A 14,533-nucleotide genomic window follows, 5' to 3' on the forward strand; every position below is an offset into this window, starting at 1 on the left:
TCGTTTCCGCCCTCGATCCTCGTCGCTCGCCTGTGACGGGGATCGAGGGCGGATTCATAGGTACAGACGCCAGAACGTGATCGGTCCCGCGCATTTTCGTTCGGCGAATGGTCGTTTTATAGACGGGGATTGACCGCTGGAGGCTGTCCTTCCAGCAAGGTCACATGGCGAACCCGAACTGACTATGCTCCCCGATGTGTTGCGCCGTGCTCACAGCGAGTCACCGCCGCGCAATGCATCACCTCAGTCCGTTCATTTCAGACGGTTTAGGGACCCCCTGATGGTTCGTGCAGGTTCAATTCCCAGATCCCGGCCGGCCTCGGTCGCCCGGGTATGGCTCCTCCCGCCCGGAGTTCTGGCCGTAGCCTCCGTCATAGCGTTGCTCGTCACTCCCGCGCAGATACGGACACCGGTCGCCTGGTGCGGACTTGCCGCGGTCCTCCTGACGGTCGCCACCTCGGCCATCGCCGCGCGCCGAACACGCGCGGCGGAAGCCGACCGGCACACCCGGGCGAGGGTCGAGGCGGCGGAGCAGCACGCCCAGCGCGAGGCCGCGCTCCTCGGACGCCTGAAAGACCAGCGCGCCACCGTCCTCTGGCTCGCCGAGGAACTCCTCCCCGCAGCCGTCGCCCGGCTCCAGAAGGGCACCCCCTCCTCGGAGGTCATCAACGCCGTCGCCTTCGGGAAGCACCTCGACCCGGACTACACCGAGGCGCTCAGGGCGGCCCTGCGGACCTCCCTGGAGGCCGTGGAGGCCGAGGAGCACACCCGCGACGCCTCCCAGCGTGCCCTCGTGGCGGTCGCGCGCCGGGTCCAGGCGATCGTGCACCAGCTCACCAAGGACCTCCACGCCATGCAGATCCTGCACGGCAACGACCTCGTGGTCTCCCGCGGGCTGCAGAACGTCGACCACCGCAACGCCCTGATCGGCCGCCTCGCGGCCAGCATCGCGGTCCTCGGCGACGCCCGGCCCGGGCGCCAGTGGTCCAAGGCGATCCCCCTCTACGACATCCTGCGCGGGGCCATGTCCCGCATCGTGGACTACCCCCGGGTGAAGCTGCAGTCGGTGGCCGAGGTCGCGGTGACCGGCCCCGGCGCCGAGCCGCTGATGCACCTCCTCGCCGAACTCCTCGACAACGCCACGACGTTCTCGCCGCCGCACACCCCGGTCGAGGTGACCGCGAGCGAGGTCCCCTCCGGCATCGCGATCGAGATCGAGGACCGCGGGGTCGGCCTCACCGAAGAGGTCAGGCAGCGCGTCGAACGCGTCATGGCCCAGTCGCAGACCGGCATCAACCTGTCGGGCCTGGGCGAGCTCACGCAGATCGGCCTCCCGGTCGTCAGCCGGCTGGCCCGCGAGCACGGCTGCCAGGTCGACCTGCGCACCTCCGCCTACGGAGGCGTACGGGCCGTGGTGCTCGTCCCCGGCCGTCTGATCACCACCGTGCCCCAGGGCTCCCTGCTGACCCCGGAGATCCTCCGGAAGCGCCGTGCGGGCGGCCCCCTCCTGCCCCGGCCCACCCCGGCGCCCGACGCCGGCACGGACTCCGTCGAGGTCAGGAAGACCGCCAACGGACTTCCGCAACGACGACGGGAGTCCCCCTCGCCCGTGCTCCCGCAGCGACGACGCGAGTCGCCGGTGCCGACGCCGATCCTCCAGACGGGGCCCGCGCCCGCCGATCCGGCGGCCTCCCCGGCCACCTCCCGCCAGCCGGGACTGATGTGGGAGGCGTTCAACGGCACCAAGAGCGACGACGACAGAGCGGTCGCCGACCCTTCCCCTTCCCCCAGCGAGCCGTCAGATGAGGACGAGTAACATGCAGCCACTGCCGAACATGGACTGGATGCTCACGGACCTGGTGAGCAGCGTCCCGTATGTGCGACACGTGGTCGTCCTGTCGTCGGACGGCCTGTGCATCGGGCAGGCGAACACGGCCCCCGACACCGCCGACGCGATCGCCGCCGCCTGCTCCGGCATCCAGAGCCTGGCGCGGGCCATCGCGCAGATGTTCCCGCAGGGGGACGGATCGACGCACATGGTCGGGATCGAGGCCGACGGCGGCTACTTCTCCCTGATGGCGGCCGGCCCCGGGGCCTACCTCGCGGTCCTCGCCGACCCCGAGGTGGACGCCGGACTCCTGGGCAACCGCATGCGCACGCTGGTGATCCGCATCGGCCAGCACATGACCAGCCCGCCCCGTGAGGACGTCGGGCAGGCGATGTGACATCGGAGAACCAGGGCCCCTGGCGTGAAGGCACACCCGTTCCGCTCTATGTCGTTACCGGAGGCTCGGACCTCGCGGCCGGGAACTTCAACCTGGTCACCCTCATCGCGACGAGGTCCGAGCCCGACCCCGCCATGCAGCCCGAGCAATCGGCCATCCTCACCCTGTGCACGTACCCGCTCTCGGTGGCCGAGGTCTCCGCGTACCTCAGCCTTCCCTTCAGCGTCGTCACCGTGCTGCTCGCCCAACTCGTCGAGGAGGAGCGGGTCGAGGCCATCGCGCCCGTACCCGTGGCGGCCTATCCCGAACGCGGCCTACTGGAGGCGGTGATCCATGGACTACGCAAACTCTGACGTACTCGAGGCCGGCCGGCGCGACACCGCCCTGCCGCTGCCGCACGGTGCCAGAGGAGTCAAGGTCGTGGTCGTCGGCGGCTTCGGCGTCGGCAAGACGACCATGGTCGGGTCGGTGAGCGAGATCCCACCCCTGACCACCGAGGAGACCATGACGCAGGCGGGCGTCGGCATCGACGACAACCCCGGCGCCAAAGGCAAGAAGACCACCACCGTCGCGCTGGACTTCGGCCGGATCAGCATCAATCAGGAGCTGATCCTCTATCTGTTCGGCACGCCCGGACAGGAGCGCTTCTGGTTCCTCTGGAACGGCATCTTCGAAGGCGCGCTCGGCGCCGTCGTCCTCGTCGACACCCGCAGGATCGAGGTCTCCTTCGAGGTCATCACCCGGCTCGAAGACCGCCGCGTCCCGTTCGTCGTGGCCGTCAACGCCTTCCCGGAGGCCCCGCAGTACCCCCTGACAGATCTGCGCACCGCTCTGGCCCTCAGCGAATCCGTGCCCATCGTCACCTGTGACGCACGGGACCGGGCGTCCTGCCGCGACACCCTGCTCGCACTGATGGGCTACCTGCGCACCCTTGCCGCCGCCCAGGAGACCGCATGACCGTCCCACCCACCGAACACGCCACCGCCCAGCCCGGCGCCGTCCCGCCCCCGGGCTGCCCGGCCCACATCGGCGACGGCCCCGGCGGGGCCACCCGGCTCTACGGCCCCGCCGCCGCGACGGACCCGATGGGTCTGTACGAGGCGCTGCGCGCCGCCCACGGCCCGGTGGCGCCCGTCCTGCTCGACGGCGACGTCCGCGCCTGGCTCGTCCTCGGGTACCTGGAGAACCGGGACGTGGCCAGCCGCCCGACCCAGTTCTCCCGCGACCCCCGCGTCTGGCACGGCTGGCGGAGCGGGGAGATCGACCCCGAGACCTCCCCGCTCGTCCCGATGATCGGCTGGCGCCCCGACTGCGTCTGCGCGGACGGCGAGGAGCACCAGCGGCTGCGCGGCGCGGTCACGGCCGGCCTCAGCCAGTTCGACCACCGGGGCGTCCGCCGCCTCATCACCCGCTTCGCCCACCAGCTCATCGACACGTTCTGCGAGAGCGGCGAAGCGGAACTGGTGGAGCGGTTCACCGAGCACCTGCCCATGCTCACCCTCAGCCATCTCCTCGGGATGTCGGACGAGTCGGCCCCCGAGCTCGTGCGCGCGGCCCGTGACCTCTTCAAGGCGACCGAGACCTCGCTCGCCAGCAACGCCTACGTGCTCGAGTGCCTCGAACGGCTCGTCGTCGAGAAGCGCGCCCACCCGGGCCACGACATCGCCTCCGCGCTGATGGCCCACCCGGCGGGGCTGAGCGACGAGGAGGTCCAGCACCACCTGCGGCTGATCCTGCTCGCCGGCTACGAGACGACCGCCAACCTCATGTCCAACGTCATGCGCATGGTCGTCACCGACCCCCGGTTCCGCGGCTCGCTCGCGGGCGGTCAGATGACCCTGCCGGAGGCGGTGGAGCAGGTCCTCTGGGACGAGCCGCCGCTCATGGTGTGCCCCGGCCGCTGGGCCAACGGGGACACCACCCTCGGGGGGCAGCAGATCAAGGCGGGGGACATGCTCCTGCTCGGTCTGGCCGCGGGCAATGTCGACCAGGCGATCCGGCCGGACGCCGACACCCCCGTGCACCACAACCGCGCGCACCTGTCCTTCAGCGCCGGTACGCACGAATGCCCCGGCCAGGACATCGGCCGCATCATCGCCGACGCGGGCATCGACATCCTGCTCACCCGGCTCCCCGACATCGCCCTGGCCATCCCCGAGGAGGACCTCAGCTGGCGTTCCTCCACCTGGGCCCGGCACCTCACGGCCCTGCCCGTGACCTTCGCCCCGCGCCCGCCCCAGGCCGACGACGTCCCGGCCCCGCTCCCGGCCCCGCCGGCCCAGAGCGACGGGAGGCCCGCGGCGCCCCCGCGGCGGGTGACCGACCCGGGGGCGGCGGGGAGGCCCGAGCCCCGGGCCTCGTGGCTGAGGCGCGTCCTGCGATTCCTGCGCGGAAAGTAGCGGGAAGGAGGCGTGCGCCGGGGCGGCCCCGCTGCCCTCACTCCGGGAACGCGACGTCCCCGGAGGCGTAGCGGGGTGCTCCGGTGTACCAGGCGTGGAGGCCGGAGAGGAATCCGCAGGCTCCCCGGAGCCAGCGCTCCAGCTCGGCCCGCTCGTCGCGGTCGAGGCCGGACCGGCGTACGAGCAGCGGGAGTTCGCTCTGTCTCAGGTGCTCGAACTCCCGCAGCCGGGCGTTGACCAGATGGAGTGCGGCGGGTACGGCGGCGCGCAGGGTGATGCCCAGGGAGGTTCCGACGACCAGAACCAGATTGTTGACATCGTTCTCCTCGTGCACTTCCCTTTCGTAGGACGCGATGTCGTTCGCCAGCCCCATGAAATCCATGAAGGCGTCGAGCAGGGCACGGACGGTCCGCGTGTGCCGTATCTGTTCGGGTATTCGCGCGCCGGTGGCCAATTCCACTGAATAGGGGGCGGTATAGGCGGCGAAGCTCTCCCGCCGGAACGGGGCGTAATCGATCAGGTGGGGAATGCGGCCGCTGCGGCTGTTGGCCAGTTCCTCGACTCCCGCGTCGATGTACCGCGCCAGAGCCCGGTTGAACTCCGTGCGCCAGTGCGCCAGTCTCGGCGGGAAGAGGTGCTGCTGCAGATCCGCTATTCCCCGCTCGACGGCGTTCGTCGGCTCGGGCAGCCTGGCCCCGCGCTCGGGCCGCAGGAAGGCGTGCAGCCGGGTGGTGAAGGCCCGGGCTCCGGCGAGGTCGCCGGTCTGCTTGAAGGCGGACGCGAAGTAGTCGTCCCAGGCCAGGGCCCAGATGTTGAAGCGGTGGTTGAGCCGGAGGTCGGAGAGCGAGGCGTCGGGGAGGGTCCAGGCCGTCAGCTGGTCGACGGTCATCGCGTGGAACTTGGCCCGGCTCCAGATCGGGGGGCGGGCCGACGGTCCCGGGTAGCCGTCCAGCATCCCCATGGCGCGCGCCCAGGACTCGTTCTCCTTGTGCAGGGCCGGCAGATGCGGATTCACCCGCAGCGTGTGGGGCATCCACAGCAGGGGCACTTCGACGGCACGCACTGTCATGGGGACCGACCTCCTTCTGTCCTCGACCCGCACCGGTGCGCCGCGAGGCCGGACGCTGCCCGCCCTGCGGCTCTCCAAACCTGCCCGCCACGGACGACTGGAAACCGACAACTGTCCACAGCGGGCGATCAGTTCGGGATCAGCTCGGGATCAGCTCGTGGAAAGAAACGATCCTTCCGAGGCGGGGGGCGGCGCGCTACAGCGGCTGGTCGGGCCAGTCCAGGAGACGGGCGCCGATGACGGCCGTCTGGAGGGCGTAGCGCTGCACGGGATCGCCGGGGTCCGCGCCGGTGAGGCGGTGGATGCGGTCGAGGCGGTAGGTCATGGCCCGCACGCTGAGGCTGAGGGTGCGGGCCGCCTGGGCGGTGACGCAGCCGCTGTCGAAGTACGCCGTGAGCGTGTCCAGGAGGGGCTTCGCACCGCCGCGGGCCTGTCGGAGCGGGCCGAGCACGGTGCGGACGAGGTCGGCCATGGCCTGCCGGTCGCGGGTGAGGACCGGGTAGACGAGGAGGTCGGCGGCGTGCAGGACCGGGTCGCTCAGGTTCATGCGGGCCGCGAGGGAGAGGGCGTTGAGGGCCTCCTCGTAGGAGTGGACGACACCGCCGGCGCCCGGGTGGGGGCGGCCGATGGCGACCTGGCCGCCGCCGGTCGCCGCGTACGCCTGCTTGGCGAAGTGGGTGAGCACCTCGGGCTCGTCGGCGGGCGCGACGCAGATCAGCCGCCCGTCCTTGGTGGTGAGCAGGATCCGGCGGTTGCCGAAGCGGGCGACGAGCGAGGATTCGACGGTGCGGGTGACCGCGTATCCGTCGCTGTACGGCTCCGGGCCCTGGGCGACGGCGACGCTGTGGGCGGGGGACAGGAGGAGCCCGAAGCGTTCGGCCCGTTCGGCCAGCCGGCCGAGATCGCTCCTGCCGTTCAATAGGTCGTCGATGAACTCCCGCCGTGCCGCCTCCTCCTGACGTATCGCCAGGTGCTGGGCCCGTTCGTGCCCCTCGGCGAAGGCGTCCACGGCCTGTTCGACGGCGCTCAGCAGGTGGTCGGCTGCGGACTGCGCCAGGCCGGGGCGCACCCGCTCGGCGGCGCACAGATGGGCCCGGACGAGGGCGCGCAGTCCGATCCCTGCCTCCGCGGCCCGCTCCCCGAGCGAGCCCAGGGCGTCGCGCTCCTCCCGGGTGAGCCTGCGGCGGGTCGCGCACACGCCCGCCAGGATCTCGGCGTACCCCTCCAGGTACTCCTCGACGGGCTCTCTCTCCGACACGTTTCCTCCCCCGTTCCCCGACGCGTCCCTGACGTGTTCCTGACGCGCGGCGATCAAGAGTGACACGCCTGTGGGCAGAGGGAGGAACCGGCATCGGGAAGGGGGCGAACACTGCCGGAAGACGGCAGTGCGCAGCGGGTGATCAAGCCTCAGGATCACAGGGGGTCCGGCGCCGCCAAACGGGGGAGTCGGCGGCACCGGACCCTTGGTCCCCACGGTACAAGCAGCGGGCCGGTACGGGGGCCGGAATCGACCAGAACGGGGCGACCGAAGCGCGCCGCCCGTAGCCGAGCACCGCCGGAACTGGCGGAGAGAGCGAGCGACAGCGTGGCCAGGCCGGTGCACGCGGCGATCGGCGAGAAGCCGATCCGCTGCCAGGTGTGCGACAACGACACGTTCCGCGAGCGGGAGGTGAAGCTGAACAGCACGGGCATGGAGTTCTTCAACATGGCCTGGGCGAACGAGTCGGCGACCGGCCTGATCTGCTGGGCGTGCGGCTACGTCCACCTGTTCGTCAACCGGGACATCAAGCTCTACCGGATACGGGAGTGAGTCCGCCCCCGCGCGGGTTCAGGCGGTGAACGAACCGTGCCGCCCCGCCCCGGCCGCGAAGCGCGCGGCGCCCGAGAGGGTCTCGCCGGCCGACAGGGGCACCATGCCGTGCCGCAGTTCGGCCGCCAGGGCCTCCGGCTCGGGAAGGCCGTGCTGTTCCCGGACGGACAAGCGGTCGTGGCGCAGGCACAGCTGCGGGAACCCGGCGATCTCCCGGGCGAGTTCCTCCGCCGCGGCCCGGGCCCGGCCCTTCGGCACGAGGCGGTTGGCGAGCCCGATCTCGTACGCCTCGGCGGCGGGCACCGGACGGCCCGTGAGGATCAGGTCCATGGCACGGCTCTCGCCGATCAGCCGCGGCAGCCGGACCGTGCCGCCGTCGATCAGGGGCACGCCCCACCGGCGGCAGAACACCCCGAGGACCGCGTCCTCCTCGACCACGCGCAGGTCGCACCAGAGAGCCAGTTCGAGGCCACCGGCCACGGCATGGCCGCTGACGGCCGCGATGACGGGCTTGGTGAGGCGCAGCCGGGTCGGCCCCATCGGTCCGTCGCCGTCGGGCGCCACCCGGTTCCCGCGCTCGGTGCCGACGGCCTTGAGGTCGGCGCCCGCGCAGAACGTGCCGCCCTCGCCCCAGAGCACCGCGACCGCGGCCTCCTCGTCGGCCTCGAACGCGCGGAAGGCGTCGGCCAGTTGCCCGGCCGTCGGGCCGTCCACGGCGTTGCGGGCGGCGGGCCGCGACAGGATCACCGTGGTCACGGGCCCTTCGCGCTCGACGCGGACGCTGTCCCGCTCCGCCGGTGTCGCTGCTGCATCGGTCATGGGGGCATTCTCACGTGGCATCCGGTCCGGCGACCAGACCGGAGGGCGCACCACCGGCCGCCCTCCGCCGGGAGCTCGGCCCGCGGGCGGGGACCAGCCGACGGGCGGGGCTCAGCCGGCGGGCGGAGTGAGGACCACGAAGTCGGCGTTCGACGGGTCGAGGCAGACGGCGAGCCGCCCGACGCCTTCCATGTCCATCGGTCCCATCTGGATGCTGCCGCCGTTCGCGCCGACCTCGGCGACCGTGGCGTCGCAGTCGGCGACGGCGAAGACGGGGTGCCAGTACGGCCGTCCGTTCGCGAGGGAGAGGTCCGCCTCGGACACCTGCATGAGTCCGCCGTGCATGCGCTCCGCGGGAAGCCCGGCGGGGGTGATGAGGCTGTACGTCCCCGCGTCGCCGGGCAGCTCCATGTCGTCGTACCACCAGCCGAGCACGGCGCCGTAGAACTCCTTCGCGGCCGCCGCGTCGCTCGTGTACAGCTCGGTCCAGCTCAGCGAGACCGGCTCGTCCACCAGCTCCGCGCCCTTGATGTCGCCCGGCTGCCAGACGGCGAACTGTCCCCCGAGCGGGTCGCTGTACTGAGCCATCCGGCCCTGCTCGCCGAAGCTCTTCGGCGCCACCCGGACCGTGCCGCCCGCGTTCTCCACCGCCCGGGTCGTCGCGTCCGCGTCGGCGACGGAGTAGTAGATCATCCAGGCCGAGCGCGCGCCCGGCTCGGTCAGCCTGCCGAGCCCGGCGACGACCTTGCCGTCCGACCGGAACATCCCGCCTTCGGCGTCCTGCCCCTCGCCCATGGGCTCGTACTCCCAGCCGAGCACGGCGCGGTAGAAGGCCGCCGCGGCCGGCACGTCGGGGGCCCCGAGGTCGAGCCAGCAGGGGGAGCCGGGCACGAAGGCAGTGGTGAGCATGGTGATTCCCTTTCGCGGATCCAGTACGCCCACCCTGGCACCGGACACCGCCTCCCGCCCTTCGGGGCGCCGCCGCTCGCCATTTCATCCGCCGTACATGGAACCGCGGATCCGCTCCGCCTATTGTCGTGGCCATGGCAGCAGGAACCCTCACTGCGCGCCGCCACGTCGACCAGGGGCACGTGGCGAGCGCCCTGTGTACCGTCGGCCCGGCGCGCTGAACGCGCCCCTTCCCCCCCACGGGATCCCCACCTGGCGCCCCCGCCTGACTCCCGTCTCTTCCCCTTTCCACCGCGGCCCGACGGCACGTCTCCCCGTGCGTCCGGCCGCTGTGTCCCCTTGTGCAGCCGCACTCCAGAGGAATGGACATCATGAGCGAGAACCGACGCCCGCAGGTGAGCCGACGAGGCTTTCTCGGCGGCGCCGCCGCCGTCGCGGCCGCGACCGCCGTACCCGCACTCGGACAGGTCGCCGGCGCAGCCCCCGCCGCTGCCGCGGGCCGGCCGAACATCCTGCTGATCGTCACCGACGACCAGCCCAAGCACACCGAATGGGCCCTGCCCAAGACCGTCGCATGGCTCGCCGACCAGGGCGTGAAGTTCACCAACGGCCACGTCACCACCCCGCTGTGCGCGCCCTCCCGCTCCAGCGTGTTCTCCGGCAATCACGCCCACAACCACGGCGTGCGCAACAACAAGGCCTCGTACGCGCTCGACCAGAGCACCACCGTGCAGAAGTACCTCAAGCAGGCGGGCTACCGCACCGGCCTGTTCGGCAAGTACCTCAACTCCTGGACCCTGGCGGACAACCCGCCGCACTTCGAGGAGTTCGCCCTCCTGCAGCCCGGGTACGTCGACGCCCAGTGGAACGTCAACGGCACCGTCCAGACGATCAACGGCTACACCACGACCATCGTCAAGAACCGCACCCTGAACTTCCTCGACAAGGCCGCCACCGACACCCGGCCCTGGTTCGCCTACGTCACCCCTTACGCCTCCCACGGGCCCCGCACCCCCGAGGCGAAGTACGCCGGCACCCCCGTGCCCGACTGGAACGGCCGCCCCTCGGTCCCCGAGAACGACCGCAGCGACAAGCCGGCGTACATCAAGAACGCCACCGGCACCCTCGCCGACGGCCAGACCATCCGTGCCGAGCAGCTGCGCACCCTGCTCTCCGTCGACGACGCCGTACAGGCGTTCAAGGACAAGCTCCAGGCCCTGGGGCAGCTGGACAACACCCTCGTCATCTACATCGGCGACAACGGCTTCAGCTGGGGGGACCACGGCTGGACCGCCAAGTCGGTGCCCTACCGCCCCGCGCACGAGGTGCCGTTCTACCTCTCCTGGCCGGCCGGCGGGCTCGGCGCGGGAACCCAGGACAACCGCATCGTCGCCAACATCGACATCGCACCGACCATCCTCGACGCGGCCGGCATCACCCCGGGCGCCGCACAGGACGGCCGGTCCCTGCTCACCGGATACAGCCGCGACCACCTCCTGGTGGAGTGGTGGAAGCAGGGCACCGGTACCGGTGGCGCACCCACCTGGTCCTCGTACGTCGCCAAGGACAAGCAGTACACGGAGTACTACGACCTGACGACCGACGTGAACGGCACGGTGTCCGGCACCGGCCAGGTGACCTTCCGTGAGTACTACGACCTGGTGAACGACCCGTACCAGCTGACCAACAAGCTCTACCAGGCCACACCGGCCCAGGAGCAGGCTCTGGGCATTCCCGCCCTCGCGTCGCAGCTCGCCGCCGACCGCGTGGCCTGACCCGCGACACAGCACCGCCGGCCGGCCCCCTGCCACGACGCACGGGGTCGGCCGTCCCCCCTTCCGATTCCACGGGAGTCGTCATGCCCGAATGCTGCACCCCAGGTCACGCCCATCCCTCCGTCATGACCCTGGCCCCGCCCCGGCCTCCGGTCCGCTCCTCCCGGGCGGCCCGGCAGCTGCTCAGCCTGCCCGGAGGGCGCTTCCTCATGGGCACCGACGATCCGGAGGGCTTCCCCGCCGACGCCGAGGGCCCGGTCCGCGAGGCGGCCGTGGAGCCCTTCCGTATCGCGGCCACGACGGTGACGAACGCCCAGTTCGCCACCTTCGTCAAAGCCACGGGACACCTCACCGAAGCCGAGCGCTTCGGCTTCTCCTTCACCTTCGGGGCCTTCCTGGGGGAGGGGGTGGCAGCCGTGTCCCCGCCCGTGCCGGGCGTCCCGTGGTGGCGAACGGTGGAAGGCGCCTCGTGGCGCCACCCCGAGGGCCCCGGCTCCCACGTCACCGACCGGCAGAACCACCCCGTCGTGCACGTCTCCTGGCACGATGCCCAGGCCTACTGCGCCTGGTCGGGCACCCGGCTGCCCACTGAGGCCGAGTGGGAGTACGCGGCACGCGGCGGCCTGGAGCAGCGCCGCTACCCGTGGGGCGACGAGCTCACGTCCGACGGCCGGCCCCTGTGCAACATCTGGCAGGGCGACTTCCCGAACCTTCCCGCGGCCGGCGGGCACGCGGGCACGGTCCCCGTGAAGTCCTTCCGCCCCAACGGCTTCGGCCTCTACAACACGGTCGGCAACGTCTGGGAGTGGTGCGCGGACGGGTTCGCCCCCGGCGAGGAGGCGCGGGCGATGCGCGGCGGCTCCTACCTGTGCCACGACTCCTACTGCAACCGGTACCGGGTGGCGGCCCGCAGCTCCAACACCCCCGACAGCTCGACCGGCAACATCGGCTTCCGGGTGGCCGCCGATCCCGACTAGCGCCCCCGCGGACAGGCGCCCCGCTCAGCCGGAACAGCCGAGCAGCAGGTCCCGCACACATCCGCGCAGCCAGGCGTGCGCCGGGTCGGCGTCGTGGCGCGGATGCCAGGCGAGACCGACCGGCAGGGGCGGCAGGTCGAGGGGGATCTCGAAGGTGACCAGCCCCAGGGGCTCGGCCAAGGAGCGGCTCCGGGCGCTGATCAGGCCGACGAGGTCGGTGTCGCGGAGGACGAACAGCGACGCCGGGTACGTGCCGACGCTCGCGACCACCCGCCGCCGCAGCCCGTGCTCGGCCAGGGCCGTGTCGATCGGACCGTGCAGCCGTCCCCGGCGCGAGACGACCAGATGGTCCGCGTCCGCCGCGAACCTCCGCCGTGTCAGGCGCCCTTGGAGGAGTGGATGCCCCGCCCGGACCACCGCGAGCATGCGGTCGTCCAGGACGTGCTCGGTGTGCACCTCGGGATGCACGGTGTCGATGACACCGATCTCCAGGTCGGCGACGCCCTCCCGCAGCATCGGCGCGTCGATGTGGCTCTCGTTCAGGAACCGCAGCCGCACCTGCGGGGCCTCACGCCCGGCGCGCGCGAGCAGGGCGGGGCCGAGCAGCGCGGGATGGGAGTCCTGGCCGAGCACCGTGAACGTGCGTGCCACGGTACGGAGATCGGTGGGGCCCGAGGCCGCGAACAGCGCCCGGGCCCGCTCCACGACCGCGCCGACCTCCGCCCGCACGGACAGGGCGTACGGCGTCGGCACCATGGCGCGCCCGGCGCGCACCAGGATCGGATCGCCGAGCGCCTTGCGGATCCGGCCCAGGGTGCGGCTGGTGGCGGGCTCGGAGAGATGCAGCCGCCGGGCCGCTCCCCGCACGCTCTGTTCCTCGAGAAGGACGTCGAGGGCGACGAGAAGATTGAGGTCGAGACCGGTCGGGTCGGCCGATTGCGTCATGCGCACTCATCCCTTGCGAAAGATGCACTGGAAGTAATCCACGGGCCGAGCCTACGGTGGGCGCACACCCCCTCACCACGACGCTCCCCGGAGGAGCCATGTCCTCGCCTGCCCTCTCGCCGCCTCCCGCCACACCGGCCGACACCGTGCCGGGCCCGCTCAAGCGCTCGACCGTGCTCGCACTGTGCGCCTGCGTCCTCGTCGCCCAGAGCATGGTCGCGGCCATCAACCTCCTCATCCCCCAACTCGCCGCCTCCTCCCTGCATCCGTCCTCCACGGAACTGCTGTGGACGGTGGACGCGTACGTCATCGTCTTCGCCGGACTGCTCATCCCCGCCGGAGCACTCGGCGACCGCCGCGGCCGCAAGGGCGTGCTGCTCTCCGGTCTCGCGCTGTTCGCCGCAGGCGCCACGCTCAGCGCCCTGGCCGCGTCGCCCGCGCTCCTGATCGCCGGACGCGGGGTGTCCGGCGCCGGGGCCGCCTGCATCATGCCCGCGACCATGTCGATCCTCGTACAGCTCGCCGGACCGGAACACCGGGCGCGGGCCCTCGCCTCCTGGACCCTCGCTGTCGGCCTGGGCGGCCTCGCGGGCAACGTCGGCGGGGGAGCGGCCGGCCAGTTCCTCACCTGGCGCGCCCTGTTCTGGGTGATGGTCCCGCTGGCCGCGCTGCTCGCCCTGACCGTCGCGTTCGCCGTGCCGCGCACCGAGCGCTCCCCGCACGGGCGTCCCGACCCCCGCGGCACCCTGCTGCTCGTCGCCGCCCTGGTCGCCCTCCTCGCGGGCATCATCGAAGGCCCGACGTACGGCTGGACCTCACCCCGCATCCTCGCCTTCTTCGCCGTGGGCGCGGCACTGGCCGGCCTGTTCACCCGGTACGCGCTCCGCTCGCAGGCGGCCCTGTTCGACCCGCGTGTCTTCCGCTCCCGGCACCTGCGCGCCGCCGTCCTGGGCACGGCCACCGGCTTCTTCGGCCTCTTCTCGCTCTTCTACGCCAACTCGCAGTACCTCCAGTACGTCAAGGGGTACGGCCCCGCCGTCACCGGGCTCGCCATCGTCCCGCTGACGATCGGCATGGCCCTCTTCCCCAAGGTCGCGACCCGCTGGCAGGCCGCCTCGGGACCGCGCCCCGCCATCGCCACCGGGCTGTCCCTGATCGGCGCCGGACTCCTGGGGGCCTCCACCGCCGGCGCGGCCACGCCGTACGCGCTGTACGCCTGCTGGCTCCTCGTCATCTCGGCGGGAACCGGCCTGTGCATGCCCGCCCTGACCGTCGGCGTCGTCTCCGCCCTCCCCGCGCACCAGGCGGGTCTCGGTTCCGGCCTCGGCACCTCGGCCCGGGAGATGGGCGCCGCCCTCGGCGTGGCCGTCACCGGCACGGTACTCGCCGTCCACGAGGCCGACGCCCGTGCGGGGTCCTTCGCCGACGCGATGAGCCCGGCGCTGCGCACGGTGGGCGCGGTCGTCCTGGTGGCCACGGTCCTGGTGACCCTCGGCTACCGGACCGGGTCCGGGGAGACGGCTTCCACCCGCTGAGGGAGGCCGCCCGGGAACTCCCCGCCCCCACGCGCGCGCGTGGGTGGGCCGGATGGCGCAGACGGCGCGC

General features: G+C 72.1%; 14 protein-coding genes. 9 read left to right on the forward strand and 5 right to left on the reverse strand.

The window, feature by feature from the left end:
• Positions 1 to 379: 379 nt before the first annotated feature.
• The 5 genes from AC07AW_RS13030 to AC07AW_RS13050 are packed head-to-tail and all read left to right on the forward strand — an operon-like array spanning position 380 to position 4,624.
• Positions 380 to 1,816 carry an ATP-binding protein gene (locus tag AC07AW_RS13030; RefSeq protein ID WP_478815514.1) on the forward strand — a complete coding sequence of 479 codons (1,437 nt, stop codon included), beginning with the start codon at positions 380 to 382 and terminating at the stop codon, positions 1,814 to 1,816.
• A 1-nt stretch (position 1,817) separates the two neighbouring features.
• Positions 1,818 to 2,225: a roadblock/LC7 domain-containing protein gene (locus AC07AW_RS13035; protein ID WP_392152137.1), complete on the forward strand. Its 408-nt coding sequence runs from the start codon at positions 1,818 to 1,820 to the stop codon at positions 2,223 to 2,225.
• Positions 2,222 to 2,578 (forward strand): DUF742 domain-containing protein, encoded by a 357-nt coding sequence (locus AC07AW_RS13040; RefSeq protein ID WP_392152135.1) that lies wholly within the window; start codon positions 2,222 to 2,224, stop codon positions 2,576 to 2,578. The genes AC07AW_RS13035 and AC07AW_RS13040 overlap by 4 nt, the downstream gene beginning before the upstream one ends.
• Positions 2,559 to 3,182, forward strand: a complete 624-nt coding sequence (locus tag AC07AW_RS13045) for a GTP-binding protein (RefSeq protein ID WP_478815515.1) — start codon at positions 2,559 to 2,561, stop codon at positions 3,180 to 3,182. The genes AC07AW_RS13040 and AC07AW_RS13045 overlap by 20 nt, the downstream gene beginning before the upstream one ends.
• Entirely contained in the window at positions 3,179 to 4,624 is a 1,446-nt protein-coding gene (locus tag AC07AW_RS13050; protein ID WP_478815516.1) for a cytochrome P450, read from the forward strand. Before AC07AW_RS13045 ends, AC07AW_RS13050 begins: the two co-directional genes overlap by 4 nt.
• A gap of 37 nt (positions 4,625 to 4,661) precedes the next feature.
• On the opposite strand, the gene AC07AW_RS13055 is transcribed toward AC07AW_RS13050, so the two are convergent.
• Together AC07AW_RS13055 and AC07AW_RS13060 are read right to left on the reverse strand one after the other, a co-directional pair.
• Complete coding sequence (locus AC07AW_RS13055; protein ID WP_478815517.1) at positions 4,662 to 5,693, reverse strand: terpene synthase family protein; 1,032 nt, start codon at positions 5,691 to 5,693, stop codon at positions 4,662 to 4,664.
• 196 nt (positions 5,694 to 5,889) lie between these two features.
• On the reverse strand, positions 5,890 to 6,951 hold the full coding sequence (locus AC07AW_RS13060) for a PucR family transcriptional regulator (RefSeq protein ID WP_478815518.1): 1,062 nt from the start codon (positions 6,949 to 6,951) through the stop codon (positions 5,890 to 5,892).
• Between the two features lie 327 nt (positions 6,952 to 7,278).
• Between AC07AW_RS13060 and AC07AW_RS13065 the strand changes: the two genes are divergently transcribed.
• On the forward strand, positions 7,279 to 7,503 hold the full coding sequence (locus AC07AW_RS13065; protein ID WP_478815519.1) for a hypothetical protein: 225 nt from the start codon (positions 7,279 to 7,281) through the stop codon (positions 7,501 to 7,503).
• An 18-nt stretch (positions 7,504 to 7,521) separates the two neighbouring features.
• On the opposite strand, the gene AC07AW_RS13070 is transcribed toward AC07AW_RS13065, so the two are convergent.
• Both AC07AW_RS13070 and AC07AW_RS13075 read right to left on the reverse strand, forming a co-directional pair.
• Entirely contained in the window at positions 7,522 to 8,322 is an 801-nt protein-coding gene (locus AC07AW_RS13070; protein ID WP_478815520.1) for a crotonase/enoyl-CoA hydratase family protein, read from the reverse strand.
• A 111-nt stretch (positions 8,323 to 8,433) separates the two neighbouring features.
• The gene (locus AC07AW_RS13075; protein WP_478815521.1) at positions 8,434 to 9,231 is read right to left on the reverse strand and encodes a VOC family protein; all 798 of its coding nucleotides are present in this window, start codon (positions 9,229 to 9,231) and stop codon (positions 8,434 to 8,436) included.
• Positions 9,232 to 9,602: 371 nt separating this feature from the next.
• On the opposite strand from AC07AW_RS13075, the gene AC07AW_RS13080 reads away from it, so the two are divergent.
• Complete coding sequence (locus AC07AW_RS13080) at positions 9,603 to 11,006, forward strand: sulfatase family protein (protein WP_478815522.1); 1,404 nt, start codon at positions 9,603 to 9,605, stop codon at positions 11,004 to 11,006.
• Between the two features lie 83 nt (positions 11,007 to 11,089).
• Positions 11,090 to 11,983, forward strand: coding sequence for a formylglycine-generating enzyme family protein (locus AC07AW_RS13085; protein ID WP_478815523.1), 894 nt, complete (start codon positions 11,090 to 11,092; stop codon positions 11,981 to 11,983).
• Between the two features lie 24 nt (positions 11,984 to 12,007).
• On the opposite strand, the gene AC07AW_RS13090 is transcribed toward AC07AW_RS13085, so the two are convergent.
• Positions 12,008 to 12,934 carry a LysR family transcriptional regulator gene (locus AC07AW_RS13090; RefSeq protein WP_478815524.1) on the reverse strand — a complete coding sequence of 309 codons (927 nt, stop codon included), beginning with the start codon at positions 12,932 to 12,934 and terminating at the stop codon, positions 12,008 to 12,010.
• A 92-nt stretch (positions 12,935 to 13,026) separates the two neighbouring features.
• On the opposite strand from AC07AW_RS13090, the gene AC07AW_RS13095 reads away from it, so the two are divergent.
• Entirely contained in the window at positions 13,027 to 14,463 is a 1,437-nt protein-coding gene (locus AC07AW_RS13095; protein WP_478815525.1) for an MFS transporter, read from the forward strand.
• Positions 14,464 to 14,533: the final 70 nt, after the last annotated feature.

The organism is Streptomyces sp. NPDC044003 (assembly GCF_056435185.1).

Bases quoted from the DNA above. Each gene is read 5' to 3' on its own strand.
- AC07AW_RS13035 (WP_392152137.1), top strand. From the start codon at position 1,818: ATGCAGCCACTGCCGAACATGGACTGGATGCTCACGGACCTGGTGAGC.
- AC07AW_RS13045 (WP_478815515.1), top strand. From the start codon at position 2,559: ATGGACTACGCAAACTCTGACGTACTCGAGGCCGGCCGGCGCGACACC.
- AC07AW_RS13050 (WP_478815516.1), top strand. From the start codon at position 3,179: ATGACCGTCCCACCCACCGAACACGCCACCGCCCAGCCCGGCGCCGTC.
- AC07AW_RS13055 (WP_478815517.1), bottom strand. From the start codon at position 5,693: ATGACAGTGCGTGCCGTCGAAGTGCCCCTGCTGTGGATGCCCCACACG.
- AC07AW_RS13070 (WP_478815520.1), bottom strand. From the start codon at position 8,322: ATGACCGATGCAGCAGCGACACCGGCGGAGCGGGACAGCGTCCGCGTC.
- AC07AW_RS13075 (WP_478815521.1), bottom strand. From the start codon at position 9,231: ATGCTCACCACTGCCTTCGTGCCCGGCTCCCCCTGCTGGCTCGACCTC.
- AC07AW_RS13080 (WP_478815522.1), top strand. From the start codon at position 9,603: ATGAGCGAGAACCGACGCCCGCAGGTGAGCCGACGAGGCTTTCTCGGC.
- AC07AW_RS13085 (WP_478815523.1), top strand. From the start codon at position 11,090: ATGCCCGAATGCTGCACCCCAGGTCACGCCCATCCCTCCGTCATGACC.
- AC07AW_RS13095 (WP_478815525.1), top strand. From the start codon at position 13,027: ATGTCCTCGCCTGCCCTCTCGCCGCCTCCCGCCACACCGGCCGACACC.